This is a genomic window from Lacticaseibacillus huelsenbergensis (assembly GCF_029726355.1).
Classification (GTDB): domain Bacteria; phylum Bacillota; class Bacilli; order Lactobacillales; family Lactobacillaceae; genus Lacticaseibacillus; species Lacticaseibacillus casei.
This window is the reverse complement of record NZ_CP120687.1, coordinates 502,686-522,508: the sequence shown is the minus strand read 5'-3', so window position 1 is coordinate 522,508 and position 19,823 is coordinate 502,686. Positions and strand designations below refer to the sequence as shown.

The 19,823-nt window shown below is 47.0% G+C and carries 20 protein-coding genes; 12 read left to right on the top strand and 8 right to left on the bottom strand.

Features of this window, described 5'->3' with window-relative positions:
* Positions 1–79: 79 nt before the first annotated feature.
* Entirely contained in the window at positions 80–736 is a 657-nt protein-coding gene (locus tag LHUE1_RS02310; RefSeq protein ID WP_049171325.1) for a helix-turn-helix domain-containing protein, read from the bottom strand.
* Between the two features lie 247 nt (positions 737–983).
* The gene (locus tag LHUE1_RS02305; RefSeq protein ID WP_049171328.1) at positions 984–2,039 is read right to left on the bottom strand and encodes an Mbeg1-like protein; all 1,056 of its coding nucleotides are present in this window, start codon (positions 2,037–2,039) and stop codon (positions 984–986) included.
* 200 nt (positions 2,040–2,239) lie between these two features.
* On the opposite strand from LHUE1_RS02305, the gene LHUE1_RS02300 reads away from it, so the two are divergent.
* Positions 2,240–3,439 carry a DUF2075 domain-containing protein gene (locus LHUE1_RS02300; RefSeq protein WP_049171329.1) on the top strand — a complete coding sequence of 400 codons (1,200 nt, stop codon included), beginning with the start codon at positions 2,240–2,242 and terminating at the stop codon, positions 3,437–3,439.
* 10 nt (positions 3,440–3,449) lie between these two features.
* Here LHUE1_RS02300 and LHUE1_RS02295 read toward each other — a convergent pair whose 3' ends face one another.
* Positions 3,450–4,217: a CPBP family intramembrane glutamic endopeptidase gene (locus LHUE1_RS02295; protein ID WP_277848219.1), complete on the bottom strand. Its 768-nt coding sequence runs from the start codon at positions 4,215–4,217 to the stop codon at positions 3,450–3,452.
* Between the two features lie 214 nt (positions 4,218–4,431).
* On the opposite strand from LHUE1_RS02295, the gene LHUE1_RS02290 reads away from it, so the two are divergent.
* Together LHUE1_RS02290 and LHUE1_RS02285 are read left to right on the top strand one after the other, a co-directional pair.
* Complete coding sequence (locus LHUE1_RS02290; protein ID WP_010492305.1) at positions 4,432–4,989, top strand: hypothetical protein; 558 nt, start codon at positions 4,432–4,434, stop codon at positions 4,987–4,989.
* Positions 4,990–5,264: 275 nt separating this feature from the next.
* Entirely contained in the window at positions 5,265–5,807 is a 543-nt protein-coding gene (locus LHUE1_RS02285) for a hypothetical protein (protein WP_049171335.1), read from the top strand.
* A gap of 602 nt (positions 5,808–6,409) precedes the next feature.
* Here LHUE1_RS02285 and LHUE1_RS02280 read toward each other — a convergent pair.
* Positions 6,410–7,867, bottom strand: a complete 1,458-nt coding sequence (locus LHUE1_RS02280) for an ISNCY family transposase (protein WP_213291505.1) — start codon at positions 7,865–7,867, stop codon at positions 6,410–6,412.
* Between the two features lie 371 nt (positions 7,868–8,238).
* Between LHUE1_RS02280 and proB the strand changes: the two genes are divergently transcribed.
* Both proB and LHUE1_RS02270 read left to right on the top strand, forming a co-directional pair.
* Complete coding sequence (proB, locus tag LHUE1_RS02275) at positions 8,239–9,078, top strand: glutamate 5-kinase (protein WP_277848218.1); 840 nt, start codon at positions 8,239–8,241, stop codon at positions 9,076–9,078.
* Between the two features lie 91 nt (positions 9,079–9,169).
* On the top strand, positions 9,170–10,426 hold the full coding sequence (locus tag LHUE1_RS02270) for a glutamate-5-semialdehyde dehydrogenase (protein ID WP_049168997.1): 1,257 nt from the start codon (positions 9,170–9,172) through the stop codon (positions 10,424–10,426).
* 118 nt (positions 10,427–10,544) lie between these two features.
* Here the strand turns inward: LHUE1_RS02270 and LHUE1_RS02265 are convergent, their stop codons facing one another.
* Positions 10,545–11,777, bottom strand: a complete 1,233-nt coding sequence (locus tag LHUE1_RS02265; RefSeq protein WP_217774502.1) for an MFS transporter — start codon at positions 11,775–11,777, stop codon at positions 10,545–10,547.
* Between the two features lie 342 nt (positions 11,778–12,119).
* Between LHUE1_RS02265 and LHUE1_RS02260 the strand changes: the two genes are divergently transcribed.
* From LHUE1_RS02260 to LHUE1_RS02240, 5 genes are all read left to right on the top strand, one after another.
* Positions 12,120–12,374 (top strand): hypothetical protein, encoded by a 255-nt coding sequence (locus tag LHUE1_RS02260; protein ID WP_049168996.1) that lies wholly within the window; start codon positions 12,120–12,122, stop codon positions 12,372–12,374.
* Between the two features lie 199 nt (positions 12,375–12,573).
* A complete protein-coding gene (locus LHUE1_RS02255; protein WP_010492293.1) occupies positions 12,574–12,780 on the top strand; it encodes a hypothetical protein in 207 nt (68 codons plus the stop codon).
* Positions 12,781–12,882: 102 nt separating this feature from the next.
* The gene (locus LHUE1_RS02250) at positions 12,883–13,140 is read left to right on the top strand and encodes a hypothetical protein (protein WP_010492291.1); all 258 of its coding nucleotides are present in this window, start codon (positions 12,883–12,885) and stop codon (positions 13,138–13,140) included.
* Positions 13,141–13,318: 178 nt separating this feature from the next.
* Positions 13,319–13,528 carry a CsbD family protein gene (locus LHUE1_RS02245; protein WP_025013314.1) on the top strand — a complete coding sequence of 70 codons (210 nt, stop codon included), beginning with the start codon at positions 13,319–13,321 and terminating at the stop codon, positions 13,526–13,528.
* 210 nt (positions 13,529–13,738) lie between these two features.
* Entirely contained in the window at positions 13,739–14,854 is a 1,116-nt protein-coding gene (locus LHUE1_RS02240; protein WP_047105506.1) for a lactate oxidase, read from the top strand.
* Between the two features lie 160 nt (positions 14,855–15,014).
* Here LHUE1_RS02240 and LHUE1_RS02235 read toward each other — a convergent pair whose 3' ends face one another.
* The 3 genes from LHUE1_RS02235 to LHUE1_RS02225 form a co-directional block, all read right to left on the bottom strand.
* Entirely contained in the window at positions 15,015–15,299 is a 285-nt protein-coding gene (locus tag LHUE1_RS02235) for a chromosome partitioning protein ParB (protein WP_047105507.1), read from the bottom strand.
* 176 nt (positions 15,300–15,475) lie between these two features.
* A complete protein-coding gene (locus tag LHUE1_RS02230; RefSeq protein WP_213291506.1) occupies positions 15,476–16,657 on the bottom strand; it encodes an RNA-guided endonuclease InsQ/TnpB family protein in 1,182 nt (393 codons plus the stop codon).
* 305 nt (positions 16,658–16,962) lie between these two features.
* Positions 16,963–18,069, bottom strand: coding sequence for a low temperature requirement protein A (locus LHUE1_RS02225; protein ID WP_217774503.1), 1,107 nt, complete (start codon positions 18,067–18,069; stop codon positions 16,963–16,965).
* A gap of 178 nt (positions 18,070–18,247) precedes the next feature.
* Between LHUE1_RS02225 and LHUE1_RS02220 the strand changes: the two genes are divergently transcribed.
* Both LHUE1_RS02220 and LHUE1_RS02215 read left to right on the top strand, forming a co-directional pair.
* On the top strand, positions 18,248–18,919 hold the full coding sequence (locus LHUE1_RS02220) for a 2,3-bisphosphoglycerate-dependent phosphoglycerate mutase (protein ID WP_025013311.1): 672 nt from the start codon (positions 18,248–18,250) through the stop codon (positions 18,917–18,919).
* 160 nt (positions 18,920–19,079) lie between these two features.
* On the top strand, positions 19,080–19,667 hold the full coding sequence (locus tag LHUE1_RS02215) for a CBS domain-containing protein (RefSeq protein WP_275043031.1): 588 nt from the start codon (positions 19,080–19,082) through the stop codon (positions 19,665–19,667).
* The last annotated feature ends 156 nt before the right edge of the window (positions 19,668–19,823 follow it).

Here is a 19,823-nt window from a genome sequence, read left to right as displayed (position 1 = left end):
AACTAAAAAAGCTTGGTTCAAGACCAAGCAAGAAACAGAATTGTGATTTTTGTGCGCTAGGTATGCTATGAATAAAAGCCTAATTTTTGTCCAAGATCTCTTCAGAACCGAAGACGATGAAGATGGTACTGAAAGTCACTGCTATGCCGCGTAAGACAATGCCCATTCTTGACCCGGCTATATAAGCTTCCTGAGCATACGAGTTATCGCCACCGGGGACTGTAATTGGTTCATATAAGCCAATAAAAATTAAGGTCGTTGTGAGTCCCACAAGAAGTATGAGGAATAAGGCTAGTCTCGGTCGTGAACGAACCCACTGATGATAATCAGGATAGTGTGTTGCTAATACAATCAGATTCACAATGAATATCAAGCTTAACCCGATAGCATATTGACGCACCCAAGGCAGCATAACAGTGAGCATTTTCAAACTCACGATACCCAAAAGAAGTATAAGGTTAGTGAAGTAAGTGAACTGAAAAATCCGTTTGTCGCGTATTGCTTGTTTGTCGATAGCCTCATAATGATCCATCATAGTCTGATCCTCCCTTAGTAAGCGATCCAATGAGATATCATAGAAGTCGCTGATTTTGACGAGTGTGCCGATGTCAGGAAAACTGCGCGCGTTCTCCCAACTGGAAATGGTTTTTGGTGACACGTGTAATTGCTCGGCGACTTGTGTCTGCGTGTAGTGCTGCTGTTGGCGTGCCATTTTGAGTTTGTCACTGAACTGCATACCTTTACCCCCTTGAGAACATTGTCAAAGCATTTTTGATTTTGCACAAGTCTTTTTTGCTCAGCACGGGTCTAAGAATCATAGAGTACTGGTGTGATGCGGTTTGTGTGATTTTTATGAGCGGTCGATAGTCGCACATGTCCCAAAAATGTCAACACAAACAAAAACGTTCCGCAAGACGGTTGCTTGTCTGGCGGAACGTTTTTTCTTAGACATTTTGTGGGACAATCATACCCATTTGCTACTTTTAATGCGTTTGTACCAACGATCCCGCCATTGCACCAAGCAGACCGCGGAATGAACGGCCTAGCTGTTTGCGATGATGTTTGTCCAAACTACGGAAGGCGTGGAAATAGTGGCGCCAGTGGTTTTTAGTTTTCGCCAGATCATCAAGTGTAATGGCGTTGCCGCTGCGAAGAATTCGGTACAAAGCGTCGACCGTGATGGCAGTTGCCGTAGCATCGAGACCAGCTAACCACAGGGCAAAGGTTTTTTGAAAATAGCGCGAAACCCATGTCGTTGTCGGCAAGTGCGTAAAGGTATCGTCTGCAATGCTCCAGGTGAGCACATCATGCTGACCGAATAATTTGACGCGACTTTTAACGACTTCAAAGTTGGTTGCCGGATCCAAACTGACACCGATGAGCGAACTTTGCGGCACAAGCTTGGTCACCCGGTCGCGATGGCTGGGATCGAGTGGGACACCACTTGGCCCATCAAAACTATAGACATGTGCAACTTGATCGGCAAGAGGTTCTGGCAGGTGGTCAAACGCGTAAGTGGCGAGGCTGCCGCCCTTGGAGTGCCCAGTCAGATAATAGGTGCCAGGGTGGCGGCTGATTTGCTTAGTCAGATAGCTCAACGCCCGTCGCTGCGCCGGAATGGTCGGCATGAAGCTCATATTGAGATCTTCTTTCCAGCCGACCAGTTTATTCGTCGTGCCGCGGAAACTAACACAATACACATCCGGTGCCAGCGTAAAGGTGATGGCCGCGAAATCTTCTTCATTACGATGACTGCAGGTCTCAAGCCAGTTGGTCCACGCAACTCGGGCAAATCGCTTACTCTGATGCATCGCATGCAGCATGGCTTGATGTGTCGGGATGGCCCATGTCGTTAAGGTCGCTTTATGCAGCCGCATACTGTCATTTAAATCGGCAAACCGGGCATACGGCTGGCCAATGAGGTAATTAAAATTCAAATAACCAAGCTGCGCAAATAAACCGGCATCAAGCTCAGTCAGCGGAGCCTGTTGAAATGACGCCAAACTCGGGCGTTGTGGGTAATCAGCAATTGAAGGCATATGAAGTACTCCTAGTTCTTGAATCACAGTTCAAACTCATTACTTATAGTTTAACCGCTTTATATGAATAAAGTATGTGATTTGCTTTACAGATAGGTTTCTTTTAGTGTTCTTTTTGAAAAGTCATGCTATTCAGCTATCTGGCGAAGACGTGTGGCAACTTAATTTGAAAATGCTATATTAATTTCGGAGGTGCTCATATGCCGGACTTAGCGCAGTCAACGTTTATTTTGCCACAGGATGCGGCTTTGACTTCAGCACAGGCTGCCTTGAAGCAACACATTCATGACTTCATCACTACCAATTATCCAACGAGTCAGACGCATCTGCTGATCATTTCAGGCGACGCGGGATCCGGTAAAAGTGTGGTACTGGACGCGGCGTTTGCCCAATTGCAACAAGCCGCGCGTGCAGATAGTGGGCCACTTGCAGGAACGGACAATAAGCTGTTGGTCAATCACAATGAAATGTTGAAGATTTACAAAGAAATTGCCGGAACCAAAGCCTACTTCCATAAAAAGGATTTCATGAAGCCCACGCCCTTTATCAACGCTTATCGAAAAGCAGGCAAAAAGGCTGATGTGGTATTTATTGACGAAGGCCACTTGCTTTTGACCGCGCCAGATCCGTATAACAATTTTCGGGACGCCAATCAATTGGCAGATATCCTTCACTTGGCGAGACTGGTGGTGCTGGTCTTTGATTTTCATCAGCTGGTAAAACTCAAAAGCTTTTGGACCCCAGCGCTGCTCAAACGAATTACGCGCGATTATCCCGTGACGCATTATCGGCTAACCGAGCAGATGCGGGTAGGGGATGCGGCGGTGAATCGCTGGATTGATCATTTTGTCCGTGGCCGGATCATGCCCCTGCCGCAACCGACAAACTTTGACTTTCGAATTTTTGCTGATGGCCAGCCAATGTATCAACTGATTCAGCAACGCGATGCGGCGGTGGGCCTATCGCGCATGATTGCGACCGCGGACTATCCGTTTACGGTATTGGACAACAAAACCTGGTATGTCACTGCGGGATCCTTGCGTTTGCCATGGGACAAAATCAACTTCACCGATCGACCATGGGCGCAACGGCCGGAAACGCTCCATGAGGTCGGCTCGATTTATACGATTCAAGGATTTGACTTAAATTATGCCGGAGTGATTTTGGGACCAAGTCTCGGCTACGATAAGCAACGCGATCGCCTGACCGTTAATCTGGCACAGTACCAAGACAAGGAAGCCTTCAAAAAGCGGCCGGATCTGGCAGACACGCAGGATGCCAAAGCCGCGATTATGATGAATGCCATTAACATTTTGCTGAAAAGGGCAAAGCATGGCTTGTACCTATATGCGGCCGATCCGGCACTGCGGGAACGGTTGTTGGAGGTTGCAAAGCGGTGAAAAAGTAAAGCTATGTCAGTTTTTCAAGTTGAATGGTGCGTATCTTGGATTTTCGTAGATAAAAAATACTGATCAAGATTTCTAAAACGTCTGCGATCACGACTGCGCCCGTAAGAGCCACGGGGATATGGAACAAACTAGGGCGCACGAGATTTAAAATAAAATCCCAAAGTCCGTGCGCAAGCATCGCCATCATGATAGTGCCCGTTCGCAAATAAATCGCACTATAAAACACGCCACCAAGACAGGCGGGAATCATCTGAAAAATTGTGGTGTTCAGTGATTGGTAGCTGAGATTGATGGCATGCAATAACCCGAACAGCAGACTTGAGATAAGAACTGCCATCCAGATCTGGGTCACTTTAGAATGGCGATTAAAAGTTTTAAGTAACAGGCCTAAGAGCAACCCGCGACAAAGATACTCTTCAAAAGGGCCGGCAGCGAGCCCCACGGAAATGGCAAAAGGCCAATCGTAGTCCAGATGAAGTTGTTGCGAGCCTATATACGTGACATAGCAAACAAAGAGATAGGTCGGAATTCCCAGTAGCAAAGCGTTGAAGATGGTTAAGCTTGGCTTCCAGCTAACTTTTTGATGAATGAACAGCCAGTTGAGGAGCAGTAAAATGCCAAACAGAACCAAGCCACGGTATATATTTTGCAGCATATCGTTCAACCTAATGTGCTCACCAAAAGCATCAACCAAATACATAGCACCAATCGCAATCAACCAAACACCAATTGCCTTCCAGAAAAAGTATTTCGGTTTGTGAACTAACATTGGACTCCCCCCTCGTTCAGTCGCGAGTAAATTTAAAATCAGTATACCCACTTATGGACAAGAACGCATGGCTAAAGTATTTTCAGCTGAATTAGTTGTCCAAAACGAATACCACGAGCACCTGCCTTTAAAAATTTTCTTTTAAAATTTGAGCAATTAAAAAATAAACGTTATTCTAAAGGTGTTCCAAAAATCATAACAGGAGCTGATTTATATGGCTGAGAAATACACGGCAGAGATTGTACCGTTGAATGCAGAGAAAATCGGTACGAAGCCGCATGGCACCGCTGAATTTACGGTTGATGGTGCGCAACTGCGGATCCATATTGAGATGTTTGATACACCAGCAAACGTCCAGCATTGGGAACACTTCCATGGTTTTCCTGATGGAAAGCCAGCGGAAATTGCCACGGCGGCGCAAGATGCTAACGGTGATGGTTTCGTTGATTTGCCAGAAACAGAGCCAGTTTCCGGTACAACCATGGTGCCGTTTGATGCTGAACCTGCCAAGATGCATGTGCCAAATGACAGTTATCCGGTTGCTGATGCGGAAGGGCATTACGCCTATGAGAAGCTCGTTGATTTGAAGGAACTCCAACAGGCTTTCAAAGCCGCATTTGGCAGCGAAGATTTGCAACTCGACAAACGTGTGATTTATATTCACGGTGTTCCGGATTCACTGAAGTTGCCTGATACGGTCAAGGGCACGGTCATGAACTACGATGCGCACGTGACCCTGCCAATTGCGGTTGGTAAAATTGTCCGCGCCTAGTCGCAGTTTATAAATAAACAACATATTTTAATCCTGATCCATCTTTGCCATAAGCGCATTGACGGATCGGGATTTTTTGATGTCGTTAAAAAGTGACAAATTCACAGAATGGCACGGTAAGAATGCAATCCTACTTGTTTTCAAGTTGCTGCGCTGCACAATTTTGTGAGTTGCAGAATCATTTTCAATAACATGTGTATTGTTAGCAAATCATCTAGTCAAACTGATAAACTTATTGTTAATATATTTAAAAATTAATACATGGAGGCGGGGAAATGCGGGGGAAACACATCATCATTAAAATTTTGATTGCGGGGGCAGCCATTTTAGCCGTCATGGGGTTACAAGGCGGTGGCGTCAAGACCAAACCAATATCACTCACAGCACAGCAAACAGTTGTGGCGCAGCAGTCGCAAAAGTCAGTGCCGTTATTTCAACAAATGGCGGTTTTCCCGGATGGGTGTCAGCGACCGCTTGCCGGCGGGATTTTTGCTTTTTACCGCTTCGACATTAAAGGACGCAAACAATATCGCATGAAAAACGGCGAGTGGCAGCTTGTCGGTAACCCGCTAACGGCCAAGGGGGTTTACCTTGCCCAGGCTGATCAACTAGGCATTGTTGGAATTACTCAGAAACTAGATGATGGCCATTTTTACGTTGAAAGATTAAGACTGCCTGAGCGTTATGCGGTGAGACTGCCTTCACCCGTAAAAGTTTACGTGAAGCAGGAAGCGTTGACAGTCAATGGCCAACCGGTGCGTGGCCGCAACTCATTACCGCGAATTTATGCATTGCGCGTGCCAGTGACGCGGCAGTAAGTGCGAAATATATAAAAGCAACTTGTCTGGGTTGACAGACAGCGATGTTAACGTATAATCAGCAAACATAAGATATATAAATTGACTTATAAGTATAAAAGATTGAGCTCCTTTGAAGATTTTTGTAAAGAGCATTACGTTTGGTATATCAGCGGCTATACTGACACAACGTTTAATACAATCACAGCTGGATTACCAAGGCTTATACCAAACAACGATCTTATTAACTTTCAGTGCTCCGAAGAGGTGATGGATACTTGAAACATTATAATTTCACAGGATCTCTTGTCGCTGGCTTAACGACAGGATATAACTTTGTGCGTTCCCTTATCATTGTTTTGGCGATAGGGTATTCGCTTGCGGCAATTTTTCGTGTGCCTTTCCGCTGGTGGGTTTTGGTGGCTTGTATATGCGGTACTTCCCTTAGTCAGTGGTGGTTCGGCGTGCGAAAAGCAAAGCACAAACATTCCGTGTGAATAAGTGGGACGAAGTGATCGACAAAGATACATATTGGGCAATAACAAAGCTGTCAAGCGATTTTCGACTTTGACAGTAAATTCCATAAAACATGCGTCCGAAAACTGGACGCGAGATGATCCTGATTAGACTTGAATCGCTTGTGAATTCTTGTATGGATATCGTTCGGCGACCAACTGTTTAACCCTTGTCCTGTTAATGCCAAGAGAATCAAGGTAATCGCGATAGTTGGCGCGGCGCCACGGATGCGTAATTGCCGGGATTTTCTTGGTTCGTTTAGGAGCTGGTGCCGCAACTGGCGTAAGATCGAATTTGGCTGACATGAACTGTTCTTTTGGCACACAGAAAAGGTCGTACACCTGGTCGTCATCAGTGGTCATATAAAGTCTGCCTGTGAAGCTTTTGATAACTAAAACCTTCGTATGCGGGGGCAAGTAGACCAGTTCACCATTTCGGTGTGGCAGATAGCGTTTGTTTTCAAAGCGAACACAGTGTCCATGACCGATGCTGCGTTCATTGGCAATGATCAAAATATTGTCAATTTCCTTGGGTGTTAGTTGCTTCTCAAACACCGACATGCTACTTTTGATGGTAGATGCGAAGCGGTCATTGTAACGCTTGATAAAGCCGACCAAAAACCGATTGGCATCTGCGATTGTGGTGATGTTATGCAACCGCAGTTCACTTGTGAGCCGATCTTGAAAAGTCTCCAGAAGACGTTCTATACGGCCTTTGGCTTGCGGAATACTGGTGACCGAAAGTTCTGTTCCAAGTGTCTGGCAGGCATAACCGAAACGTGTAAGAGGGTTCTCGGTCGAAGGTGAGCCCTCTTTTTTGTTGCTGTTAAACACGGTGCGCCGATCCGTTAGGAATTCTGCTGGAGCGCCATAATCGCGAAGGACTTGGGCAAACACATGATAATAGCCGCTGAGTGTTTCTTGTTTGGCAAAGTAGCCGCCGACAACGTTCCCGGACTGATCATCAATGGCTGCGTGTAAGGTGGTTTTTTGAGTACCAAACCAATACTCCCAGGAAGCATCCATTTGTACCTGTTCACCAGAATAATGTTTCCGAGGACGTTCTGGATGGGCTTTGATGTTTTCAACGACCTCGATGGCTGACAAGGTGGCTTCATCACGTTTGGATAGGAGCTTGGACTTTTTTTCTTTTTCTTTTAACTCACGCTTGACTCGGCGCTTGGTGGCTTTATGGGCTTTGGGTGAAAGAATGTGGTGGTGTCTGAATAAGAGCCGGAGTGAGGATTCGGAGATAGCGATTTGTTCGGCAGTGGTTAAGAACTCGTGGAAATGAGCGATGTTGAAACCGGCATACTTGTTGGTGTACAGATGAATGATCCGGCGTTCGAGTTGCGCGTTGCGTTTGTTGGCAGGCTCACGACCGGCATTGCCATGGATAAAGCCGTCTTTGCCTTGTTGCTTGTAAAGCTTGATCAATCGGTAGATGGTTCGTTCGGAGCGCTTGAGCTTAACGGCTGCGCGTTGCACGGAGGTCTTACCATTGACCACTGCTTTGATGACTCGGTAACGTTCTTCTTCTTTCATTGTTAAGACAACCTTCTTCATGTGATTCCTCCTAGATGTATCTTCTAAGAGGTTACAGTTTTTGTGACACTTTGGCTAACTGCTTACTTAAGACAATATCGCTTGCGGTCGACAAAAGATACATATTGGGCAATAACAAAGCTTGACTTTTCCGGGTGTGCCGCATACAATTCACTTCATCAAGTCATAGTAGCGGCTCACAGAGATCAGAACGCTAGCTGAAAGTTCTGAATGGTTCGCGAATCCAAGCTTGAGGTTGAAGCTTAAACTAATTAAATCATGAAAAAGCGCAAAGCACTGCTTTGAACGAGAATGGTACCGCCTTAACGGGTGTCTCGATCAAAACGGTGCTTTTTTGAATGCTGAGAAAGTTGTAGTGTGCGGAGGTAACGATGGTAAAACGGGCAATGCATTGTAAACGGATTGTGGTCAAAATCGGAACAAGCAGTTTGATTCACCAAAATGGCAAGGTGAATTTACAGACGATCGATCGGCTGGCGTATGCCTTAACTGCGTTGAATAATCAAGGCTATGAGTTGGTTTTGGTCACATCTGGCGCGATTGGGGTCGGGATGGCGAAGCTCGGGGTGAGTGCGCGCCCTGCCGCGATTGCCCATCAACAGGCGCTTGCAGCAATCGGCCAGTCAGAGCTGATGACGTTATACACGCAACGGTTTAGCGATTATGGTGCCAAAATCGGTCAATTGTTGCTGACGCATGATGTGTTTGATTATCCGCAAACTCGCCAACATGTGCTTGATACGATTGATGCTTTGCTTGCCCAGCAGGTCATTCCGATCATTAATGAGAATGATAGTGTGGCCGTGGATGAGTTGGATCATCGGACAACCTTTGGCGATAACGATCAGCTTTCGGCCTTGGTCGCAAAGCAGATTGATGCGGATTTGCTGATGGTACTTTCTGACATTGACGGGCTTTATGATCGGGATCCTAACCGGCATTCGGGTGCGGCGCTGATTCCGGAAATTACCCATTTGTCTGCCAAGATTTTAACCGGCGCCGGTGGGAGCTCGACGCGATTTGGAACCGGCGGAATGGTGACCAAACTAAAAGCCGCGCAAACGATGATGCGTGCCGGCAAACAGATGGTGCTGGCAAGCGGCCGTGATCCGCGGATCATCCTGCGCATCGTCGCTGGTGAGCCAGTCGGAACTTGGTTTGGCAACGTTTTGGAGCAAGTGTCACCTGATAACCAAGCTTCAAATAGTTGAATTTAAAAGCACACATATAAGATGACGTGATGAAAAAGTCAGCCATTTTGTCAGCCACTGCGGCTCACAAATAGTAAAGGGGACGATTTAAATGGATACAACGACGATCGATCTTGAACAAATGGGCAAAGTGGCTAAGGCGGCCGCAGCTATTCTTGGCCAATTAACCACGGCGCAGAAAAATGCCGGCTTACTGGCCATGGCTGATGCACTGGAGACGCACACGGAAACGATTTTGGCAGCTAATCAAGCAGATCTAAAAGCCGCCAGCAAGATGACGAGCAAATTCAAGGACAGGCTGGTGTTGACGGAAGCACGGATTGCCGACATGGCGGCGGGCGTGCGGCAGGTGGCGGTCCTGGACGACCCTACTGCCCAAACCGATCGTGCTTGGGTGAATCACGCTGGGCTGACGATTGCCCAGAAGCGAGTACCTTTGGGCGTTGTCGGCATGATTTATGAAGCGCGGCCGAACGTGACGGTTGATGCTGCGGCGTTGACTTTTAAAAGTGGCAATGCGGTCATTTTACGTGGCGGTAAGGAAGCCTTGCATAGCAATATGGCATTAGCAACGGTTCTACAAGACGCGTTGGCGGCGCACGGGTTGCCGAGGGATGCGGTTCAGTTGGTGACGGATACGCGGCATGAAGTGGCCAATCAATTAATGCATCTCAACGATTACCTCGATGTGTTGATTCCGCGAGGCGGGCGCGGCCTGATTAAAGTGGTTGTGGAGCAGGCAACGGTCCCGGTGATTGAGACCGGTGCCGGTAACTGTCATATTTATGTTGATGCCCAGGCACAGCTGGAAATGGCAGTGGCGATTGTGGTCAACGCCAAGGTTCAGCGGCCATCTGTCTGCAATGCCGCCGAGAAGCTTTTGATTCATGCAGATGTGGCTGACGAGCAGCTACCGGTGATTGCCAAAGCGTTGCAGGAACACGGCGTTGAACTGCGCGGCGATCAGCGAGCGCGCGCCATCGTGCCAAGCATGCACGCGGCAACAGACGAAGATTGGGACACGGAGTATAACGACCTCATCATGGCAGTCAAAGTCGTGGATTCCGAAGAAGCGGCAATCGCGCATATCAACGCGCACAACACGAAGCACAGCGAAGCCATCATCACGGATAATTATCAAAACAGTCAGCAATTTCTCCAACAGGTTGATGCTGCGGTGGTGTATGTGAATGCTTCAACGCGGTTCACGGATGGCTTTGAGTTCGGTTTCGGTGCCGAAATCGGCATCAGCACCCAAAAGCTGCACGCCCGCGGACCGATGGGCTTGGCCGCGTTGACGACGATTAAGTATCAGGTGCTGGGCAATGGCCAGGTGCGTGAAGATTAGCGTATTGTTTTACCATTAAAAATGTTGTCATCAAGCGTCTATTTACAAGCAAAAGAGCTTCCGCGCGTTGGAAGCTCTTTTTTGCGTATTCAGCATCAGATGACGAATTTTGGCGATTTTAGGCATGCAACCAGTGCTTAACGGTCGTGCGATGGCCAAGCAAGGTTGGGATGACTAACACCAGTGCCAGCAAGCCACAGGAAGGGAAGCCCCATAAGCCACCGGCAACGTCCATCAGGCCACCGACGTACAAACTGCCAATTGGCGTCGAGCCTTGGTTGAGTAAAACATAGACACTCATGATGCGACCGCGCAGCTCGTTGGGAATCGAAAACTGAAACGCCGCATTGGACTGATTCAGAAAAACCATATTGCAAAAGCCAATGACGATCATAAAAATCATGGCTAACCAGTAAACGTGGATAAAAATCATCAACGTTTGGATCAAAGCTGTTCCTAGTGCGACTAACAGATATAAATCGCGACGAAGACCGAATCGGGCGAGGTAACTCATGAGAAATGCTGCAATGAGTGAACCGATACCAGTGGCCGACAACAGGTTGGCATAGCCTTGGGCACCGCGGCCCAGAACTTCCTGGGCATAAATGGGGATGATGACGTTATTGTTGAAATTTAACGTGCAAATAATCAGCATGAGTTCGGCGCTCAGTTTGACATTGTCATGATGCACAATATAAACAAGGCCCTCTTTGACATCAGCAAGAATATGTCGCGGTGTGTGCCGGGCAACCGGGTGCTCCTGGTGAATCATGAACAAGCCAATAATAATCGCAATATAGCTTAAGGTGTCGATCAGAAAACACGGCGCAACGCCGATGGTCACCATGAGGATCCCGGCCAAAGACGGACCGGCAATTTTGGCCAGATTGAAAATAGACGAATTCAGCGAGATGCCGTTCATAAGATCTTTTCGCCCGACAAGTTCGATCACATAAGATTGCCTGGTCGGCGTATCGAAGCTCTGAAGAATCCCATAGCCTAAAGCGATCGCAAGGATCTGCCAGTATTGAATGATTTTTAAAAAAGTCAGAGTCGTCATGATAGCGCCCAGCACCAAAAAACCAAACTGTGTCAGCAAAAGGATCTGACGTTTGGGATAGCGGTCGATCAGCGTGCCGGCAACTAAAGTGAGCGCCATAATAGGAACAAATTGGGCCGCAGCCAGTAAACCGACCAGAAAAGCGGACTTGGTCATCTGGTAAACCAGCCATGTCTGGGTAGTTCGTTGAATCCAAGTCCCCATGACCGAAATACACTGTCCGATCCAAAATCGGCGGAAGTTGGTTGAACGTAGTGAAGAAAAAGTTGCTCCAAAAACGTGCCTGTCCACAAAAATCATCGCCTTGCCAAGAGTTTACTGCACATCATCGTTGGCTTTTTTAGTGCGAATGTCAATATTGAAAATTGCAGATTAGGTGATCTATCTTTTGCTTGGCATTCTTAAAAACGGTGTGTTGTCAAGATAAATCCGGGACAAAAAAGGGCCTAATTGACGTCAAAACAACGTCACAATCGTCTGCTACTGCGGCAATTTGTGACGAAAGCATGAATATTTATATATAAAATAATAACTATGTTGACAATAAGATATTCGTGTTGATAATCTTAACTAAATTCATTAACGCGTGCGCTGGCGCAGGAGCCAGCACACGCTCACAAGGAGGCAATTAAGATGAAACACGCAAAAACAGGAATGACCGTTTTGTGCCAAGCCAATGGCAATATGGAACATGCTTTCATCGGCCAAATCGAAAAATGTTACGAAAACGCGGCGCTCGTGAAGATTCTGGATTATGACAGGCGCGATCGGTTCAACGTGCAGGATTTGATTGGCCGGACCGTCATTGCGTTCAATAAAATGAAGCAGAGTAAAAGTGATCGTCTGGACACAACATATGACAAGCCGCTTCAAAGAGATGTCGGGTAGCCAATCGACTCTTAAAAGAGAAAGAATCATAGTCGCTAAACCATTGATGTTACTGGGGTCCAGTGAACTGCGGACAACTGTAACATCTTTTTTCGCTGAAGTGGTTGAAACGGAGCCAATTAGGGTGTATAAATGCATCTTGTGATACAAATACGCGTACCGAGTCATGGTACAATTAGAAAAGGTGGTTAGGGGAATCATGTTATTTGCAGCGCATCTTCGTGATTATGCAGTTGTAGGTCAATACACGGACAAGTGGGGTCATCGGCACGATTCTTCGCGGATCTGTCACCAGATGACCAAGAAGGAAGCACGTGAAGCCATGCAACGCTACTTGTTGCAGCATTACAGTGATTCGGTTGATCTGAACGCACCGATTAAGGTCAAGGTGCAGGCAACTAAGTGAATCTCCACACCTTAACTTAGTTTATTTAAGTTTTTGTCCCAGTGCGATGTTTCGCAGCCAACTGATGGTTTTAAAACACCGCGTTCAAGAGGAGGTTTTTGTGTGTCACAAGATATCGTTGTAGGCGACAAAGTTTCAGTGCGTAAAACCAAGGATGTGCCATTGAGTTTCAAAGGAACCGTTGAAAAGCTATACGCCAATGCAGCGATGCTGACCATTGACAGTTTTTCACCTGATGATGCTTCGTTAGTTGAAGATATGAAGAACAAAACGGTTGTGAACTATAAGCATATTAAAAAAGGTGGTAAGGCGGTTATTCCGCCAGCACCTGAAGAAAAACGGCCGGGTGCACGGCACTAGGTTTGAAATGATCGCGGGACTCTCCATGAATATGGAGGGTTCTTTTTTTCACTCGAATTTGATAATCAGGATGGCGGTAACCCGGAAAAATAATTCATATCTTTACGAGCAAAATAATAGCCAGCGAATCAGTCAACTTGGTACACTTAAAGTAAGTAAAAAAGAAGGGACTGATCATATGGCAGATTTTGATGCAGCAAAAGACAAAGTTAGCGGTAAAGTAAAGGAAACTGCTGGCAAGGTGACTGGTGACGAATCAACCGAGGCTAAGGGCAAGACCGAACAAATGGTAGGCGAAGCGAAAGAAAAGCTTAGCGATGCCAAGGACAAGATTGCCGAAAAGTTCAATGACGTGGTTGATAAGGCCAAAGGGAAAAAAGAAGATTAACGGCTGAAACAAGACGGCCGATAGTTACTTAAGGAGAAGACGCAGTAGCGGGCTTCTCCTTTTTGCTTTTCGTTAGGCGCCTGCACGTTGATTTTTAAGCCTTTGCATCTTCACTTACAAAAAATCAGCAAAACGCCTTTACTTACTAATTATAAGTGTTACACTAATAAGTGTTCTAATAAGTAAGCAACTTGGGAGGCTTTTTGACACATGACAGTTGTTAATGGTTACGAACAGAGCGATGCAGAGAAAAAACTGAATATTTTGAATTTGCCGTCATTGGCGGATGAAGCAAAGAAGATTATTCCAACAGGCGGATTCGGGTACATTGTTGGCGGATCCGAAGATGAATGGACTTTAGCCGAGAACACCAAGGCTTTCAATCATGCACAGATTGTTCCGAAGGCGTTGTCGAATATTGACTCACCGGACTTGTCGACCAGCTTCTTGGGCATTGACTTGAAGACACCAGTCATGATGGCGCCGACAGCGGCTCAAGGACTGGCACACAGTCAGGGTGAAAAAGATACCGCCCGCGGTGTTGCTGCAGTTGGTGGCTTGATGGCACAAAGCACCTACAGTTCAACATCAATTGCTGACACAGCAGCAGCCGGCAATGGTGCGCCGCAATTGTTCCAGCTATACATGAGCAAGGATTGGGACTTTAACAAGAGCTTGCTTGATGAAGCCAAAAAGGCCGGTGTCAAGGGGATTATCCTCACCGTTGATGCGACCGTTGATGGCTATCGCGAAGAAGATATCATTAATAACTTTCAATTCCCAATCCCAATGCCAAACCTGGAAAAGTATTCCGAAGGCGACGGCAAAGGTAAGGGTATCGGCGAAATTTATGCCTCTGCCGCACAGAAGATCGGTGAAGACGATGTTCGCCGCATTGCGGAGTACACGGACTTGCCGGTGATCGTTAAGGGCATTCAGTCACCGGAAGATGCTTTGCGGGCAATTGGCGCAGGTGCAGCTGCTGTCTATGTTTCTAACCATGGCGGCCGGCAGTTGAATGGTGGCCCGGCTTCCTTTGATGTTTTGCCGGCTATTGCCAAGGCTGTCAACAAGCGCGTTCCGATTATCTTTGATTCCGGCATTCGCCGCGGCAGCCACGCTTTCAAGGCGTTAGCGGCCGGTGCCGACCTGGTTGCATTTGGCCGTCCGGTTATTTACGGCTTGGCTTTAGGCGGTGCTCAAGGGGTTCAAAGCGTGTTCGAGCAAATTGACCACGAACTTGAAATCATCATGCAACTTGCCGGAACCAAGACAATTGAGGACGTCAAGCACGCACCATTAACCCATTTTAACTACGCTGACTAGTTTCGGTGTCGGTAGATCCTTAAGACGAAAAAAAGAATCCGCTTTGGCTTTGAGCCGAGGCGGATTCTTTTTTTGGCGTGCTTGTGAATTAAGCAAGTCAGCTATATGTTCATTCATCATCAAAACCACGTCATTCAATGACCGGGTTTTGACAGCCGATCTACAAGCCGATTTGGCTCAGTGTGTACATGGCATTACGGAACTCATCGCGTCGATTAGCGCGTTTTTCGATATCACTTGGCAGTTCCGTCATATCGATTCTGACAACGGCTCGCCGCAGTAGGCTGACCATTGTCTTGTCATTCATTTTGATGTAAAGGTGATCAGCGTCAAACCGTTCCACCGCGTCTTCCCAAACCCGGGCATTTTCGTGGTCGCTTTCGACGTTACGCTTGATCAGTGATTTGCCATCAACTGTGTTGAAGGTGACATCATAGGTTGTCATGTGAAGCTCTGCTATATAAAACGTGGAAGAATGTCTCTTTGACACCAATAAAGGTTTTATATATTTCCTTTCTTGATTGACATCCTACATTTCATTTAGTCCCATCAACAACGGTATTCCCACTCTGAAATAAATCAGCCCGACAGTGACCGTCTCCTGAACTTTAAGGGTATAGCCTACCCCGTAACCTTTGATTTTGCATAAGCCACAAGATTTTCAACCGCATTTTCGTCTCGCCGCAACTTAACGCCACACTGGTAACAATGATAGTCATCGTGACCGGTACGATGTTTCAAGTTGCCGCTTAGCGTGACCCGTTCATCAGCGGTTTTCACATAACCGCAGCGGGAACAGCGTTGCGTACTGGGGTAAAACCGATCCGCTAGTACTAACGTATTCCCATACCAGTCAGCCTTGTACTGCATGATCACTTTGAACTTGCCAAACAGGGATCGATGCAAATTCTTGGCGAGACGTTTGTTCATACGCATATGGTGATTATCCAAATCCTCAATCCCAATGAGATCATAATCAGTGATAAGCTTCGTCGTAAACTCTTGCAGTAAATCCGTTTGAATCCGTTCAACTCGTTGGTATTGACGCTTCAACTTGGTTCTCGTTGTGCGATAAGCCTTGGAGTTAAAACGCTTGGGATTTACTTTTCGTTTGCGGGCTAATTGGCGCTGATAATGAGCAATACGGGCATAAATTCTTGGTAATCGCTCAGGTAAGGTGGACTGGGTGGCATAGCCAGTTGGCGTTTGATAGTCAAACTTGCCAATGTTGGCATCAACCCCAGTGACAGATAAAACCGGCCGTTTTTCAACAGAGGTTGACACCTCAATCGAAAACGAAGCGTAGTAACCATCCGCGTCTTGAACAACGCAAACTTGTTTCAGTTCGCCTTGCCAGCGGGGTTGCTCGGCTAGTTTGATGTCATACCAGGCACCAGCACCATGAGGTTTATCTAAACGTAACTTGCCATTCACAAGTTGCGCTCGATCCGTTTTGAACGTTTTTCGGGATTGTTTCTTAGATTTCCAGTTAGGCTTATCGTGATCTGGCATCTTCGGATTGAAGTAGTTCTTCCAAGCCTTGCTTAAGTCGTTTACCGCAAGCTTTAAAACTTGAGCCGATCGTTCGTACTGCCAATCGGCTTTATTCCAAACCAGTTCGTCCCGTACTTTGCGTTCATTAGGCCGCAACGTTTTGTCTGCCATCACCAAAGATGCATCATACATGGTATTCCACGTTTCGAGAGCTTGATTCCAGCAAAATCGGCGATAGTTAAACAATCGTTCCAGTTCACGCCGCATGGTTGCATTGGGATAGAGTTTAATCTTATGCGTTTTAATCAAAAGTTGTCACCTCCTCTCAATTAGCTGGTTAAACGCTACTTGAGAAGAAGCTTGGAGTAGACGTTCAAACCAATACTAGCGCTTGGTAAGAACCATCATACAGTACCGATTCAGGCTCTTGTCAATACATTTCGCAGATTAGCTTGGTTTGAACACACGGACAGCTTCCACTTAATTATTCTGTCCATGTTGTACCGCTTAATTCCATATTATTCGACATATTTGAGTGCTGGTAACATCCTCTCCTTTCTTGGATGCATTTATCAGTTCAGAGTGAACTGGTTTACACTCTTTGATTATACACCCTAATACATTGGTCCATTAGGATGCAAAATGAATTGCCAAAGATAAAGTGTGTCGGCGAGGAGATAGGCGGTCAAGCCGAGCAGGAAGGGTAGCGGCATAACCGATGTCATCAAGCTGTAAACACCGAAGATCAAGAGTGAGAAACCCAAGTAGAACCAGCGCTTAAAGCCAATGTCAATCCGCTTGATCGGATAAGCACTTAGGTAGCCGATGAGACTGAAATAGTAGACGGCCAAAGTGAGGGTGATGGCAAAAGCAAACCACTGCGGATCAAGTAAGTGCGCCAACCATAAGTGGATCAATGTGCTGAGACTGAGAATCGCGGCCATGAGCGGATAATGCAGATGGATCACCGCTAAACCGCCATTTTTCTGCCGGCGATTGAGGCCGTTATCATAGACGAGTTGATAGGCCACAAACAACAGCATGACGACCAGGAAGAAAAGTGCTGCCGGGAAGGAAAGACCGGCATAGACTGTGTCCGCCACGCCAATAATCGATTCGCCGAAGATCAACAAAACCAGTAACGCGTACCGTTCGCTTAAATGGGCGAGATCGGTCAGTGGGGCTCTATTTGGTCGCCAAACCAGGGATGGCATCAAAGCGGCGCCGATAATTGCCACAAAAAAGACAGCGAACGAGAGGGTGTACGGCTTCAGAAAGAGCGATATCAAGGCAATCACACTACCGGTCGCAAGTGTCAGTCCGGATATTTTGGCGAGGGTCGCATGACTTTTTCGCCAAGTCAGGCCATATTCGCTTGCCAGACTCAAAAATAGAACTGCCATACTCAACTGAAACGGCCACTTGGTTGTAGCGAGATCGCTGGTGATGGCGGTGCTTAAAACGATGACCCAGAACATGTTGAACAGGCTAAAAAGGTTGTGGCGCCATTGGGGATGGGAAAACTGATTCGTTAAGACGGTCTGGTAGGTCCAAATCACCCAAAACACCAGCAGCATCAATAAAAATTCCCCGATTATTTGCGGTGCGATCCTGCCATGCACCGGCAAAGCCAGGGTTTGCGCCATGCGACCAACAGCATAGGCAAAAATCAAATCATAAAAAAGCTCGACCATCGTGACCGATCGAAGCGACTTGGCCATGAGCATCCTTCTTTCTAAAAGCTAAGGCAGTGCTCGCCTTGCTTGTCTCAATATATAGTAGCCTATCATTTTCGTGACTTGGCGGCAAAGCAGTTGCTGCCAAGCCGGATTCGGATTCGGTCGGACTACCCTAATTCTGCTGAGATTGTTATACTAGTTTGGTTAGGGAGGTTGCGATTTGGTCAAACTAGTCCTTTTACGCCATGGCGAAAGCATTGCCAATCAACAAAATACTTATACCGGCTGGTCCGATGTGGGGTTAACCGCGCATGGTAAGGCTCAAGCAGCCGAGGCCGGCAGCAAGATCGCGACAACCGGGATCCTGTTTGATCATGTCCACACCAGTGTGCTGTCGCGCGCGATCATGACTGCTTACATTGTGCAGGACAAGATCGGGCAGAATTACCTGCCGATTACCAAAAGTTGGCGACTGAATGAACGGCATTATGGGGCACTGCGCGGGATCAACAAAGACCTGACCCGCAAACTTTTTGGCCCGGATCAGGTTGCCAGCTGGCGGCGCAGTTTTTACGCGCATCCGCCGTTGCTGGCGCATCCCAGTCGTTCGCGCCGTTACCACCAGTACCCGGCCACCATTATTCCGCGGGGTGAAAGTCTTGCGGATGCGAGTGAACGCTTGCTGCCGTACTGGAGTGCCGAGTTGGCGCCGCGGCTCATGGCAGGCAAGAATCAGCTCATCGTGGCCCATGGATCAACGCTACGGGCGCTGGTTAAGTACATGGAAGACATCAGCGACGCCGGTATCAACAAAGTCGAAATCGGCAATGCGCAGCCGATTGTCTATACACTTGATGATCACTTGAAGATTCTTAAAAAACAAACGCTTTGAAGATAATTCCGGCAAGGTCGGTTTACCCGATGTGCCGGATTTCTTTTGGCATATTCCAGCTTTTTAAGGTTGAATATCACGTCATATATCTCAAAAATGTTATACTGTTGATTATAAAAAGGAGGGGGCACCTACGCAACTTACCAAACGTCAACGTAAAATTGTTCAGCTGTTGAAGGCTGACAGCCCCATGACCGGGGAAACATTAGCGGCCAAGTTAAAAATCAGTTTGGCCACGATTCGGGCCGATTTGCGTCTGTTGACAACCATTGGCATTCTGGACGCTCGGCCTAAAGTGGGTTACGCCTACCAGGGTGCCAGCATTTTACCGGCCGGCAACGAGGTGTTGTTTAAAACGGCAATTGCCAAAATCCTGCTTCCACCAACGGAAATCAAGCTCACGACCTCGATGGAAGAAGCGGTGACCAAGCTTTTTATCGCCGATGTCGGTTCCTTGTATGTACTGGATGATGACGGCGCCTTGGTTGGTTTGATTTCGCGTAAGGATTTGCTGCGGGCCAGCTTTACTGGTCGCGACACGACATTGCCTGCCAGTATCGTGATGACTCGGATGCCCAATGTCGTCACCGTGACGGCTGATACCACGATTATGGACGCCAGCAAGTTGCTGCTTAAACACAACGTTGATTCATTGCCAGTAGTCCAAAACCGTGGTGACACGCATGTCATTGGAAAAATTACCAAGAATCGCATTTTTAAATATCTGATCGAAACCCTTGCCCCATAAGCTGTTTGGCGAATACTGCCAGCGGCTTTTTTCGTGCTTTAAAAAAACTTAAAACAAATAGGCCAATTTTCAAGTGTAAACGCTTGCAATTTCAAGAGCTAAATAATACATTATATAGCGAACATATATAACGTCATATTTAACGGATGGGAGGAT

Coding starts and splice junctions, on each gene's coding strand:
- LHUE1_RS02300 (WP_049171329.1), top strand. CDS start 2,240: ATGCCGGACTTAGCGCAGTCAACGTTTATTTTGCCACAGGATGCGGCT.
- LHUE1_RS02290 (WP_010492305.1), top strand. CDS start 4,432: ATGGCTGAGAAATACACGGCAGAGATTGTACCGTTGAATGCAGAGAAA.
- LHUE1_RS02245 (WP_025013314.1), top strand. CDS start 13,319: ATGGCAGATTTTGATGCAGCAAAAGACAAAGTTAGCGGTAAAGTAAAG.
- LHUE1_RS02310 (WP_049171325.1), bottom strand. CDS start 736: ATGCAGTTCAGTGACAAACTCAAAATGGCACGCCAACAGCAGCACTAC.
- proB (WP_277848218.1), top strand. CDS start 8,239: ATGGTAAAACGGGCAATGCATTGTAAACGGATTGTGGTCAAAATCGGA.
- LHUE1_RS02225 (WP_217774503.1), bottom strand. CDS start 18,069: ATGGCCAAGTCGCTTCGATCGGTCACGATGGTCGAGCTTTTTTATGAT.
- LHUE1_RS02260 (WP_049168996.1), top strand. CDS start 12,120: ATGAAACACGCAAAAACAGGAATGACCGTTTTGTGCCAAGCCAATGGC.
- LHUE1_RS02295 (WP_277848219.1), bottom strand. CDS start 4,217: ATGTTAGTTCACAAACCGAAATACTTTTTCTGGAAGGCAATTGGTGTT.
- LHUE1_RS02240 (WP_047105506.1), top strand. CDS start 13,739: ATGACAGTTGTTAATGGTTACGAACAGAGCGATGCAGAGAAAAAACTG.
- LHUE1_RS02235 (WP_047105507.1), bottom strand. CDS start 15,299: ATGACAACCTATGATGTCACCTTCAACACAGTTGATGGCAAATCACTG.
- LHUE1_RS02270 (WP_049168997.1), top strand. CDS start 9,170: ATGGATACAACGACGATCGATCTTGAACAAATGGGCAAAGTGGCTAAG.
- LHUE1_RS02305 (WP_049171328.1), bottom strand. CDS start 2,039: ATGCCTTCAATTGCTGATTACCCACAACGCCCGAGTTTGGCGTCATTT.
- LHUE1_RS02285 (WP_049171335.1), top strand. CDS start 5,265: ATGCGGGGGAAACACATCATCATTAAAATTTTGATTGCGGGGGCAGCC.
- LHUE1_RS02255 (WP_010492293.1), top strand. CDS start 12,574: ATGTTATTTGCAGCGCATCTTCGTGATTATGCAGTTGTAGGTCAATAC.
- LHUE1_RS02280 (WP_213291505.1), bottom strand. CDS start 7,867: ATGAAGAAGGTTGTCTTAACAATGAAAGAAGAAGAACGTTACCGAGTC.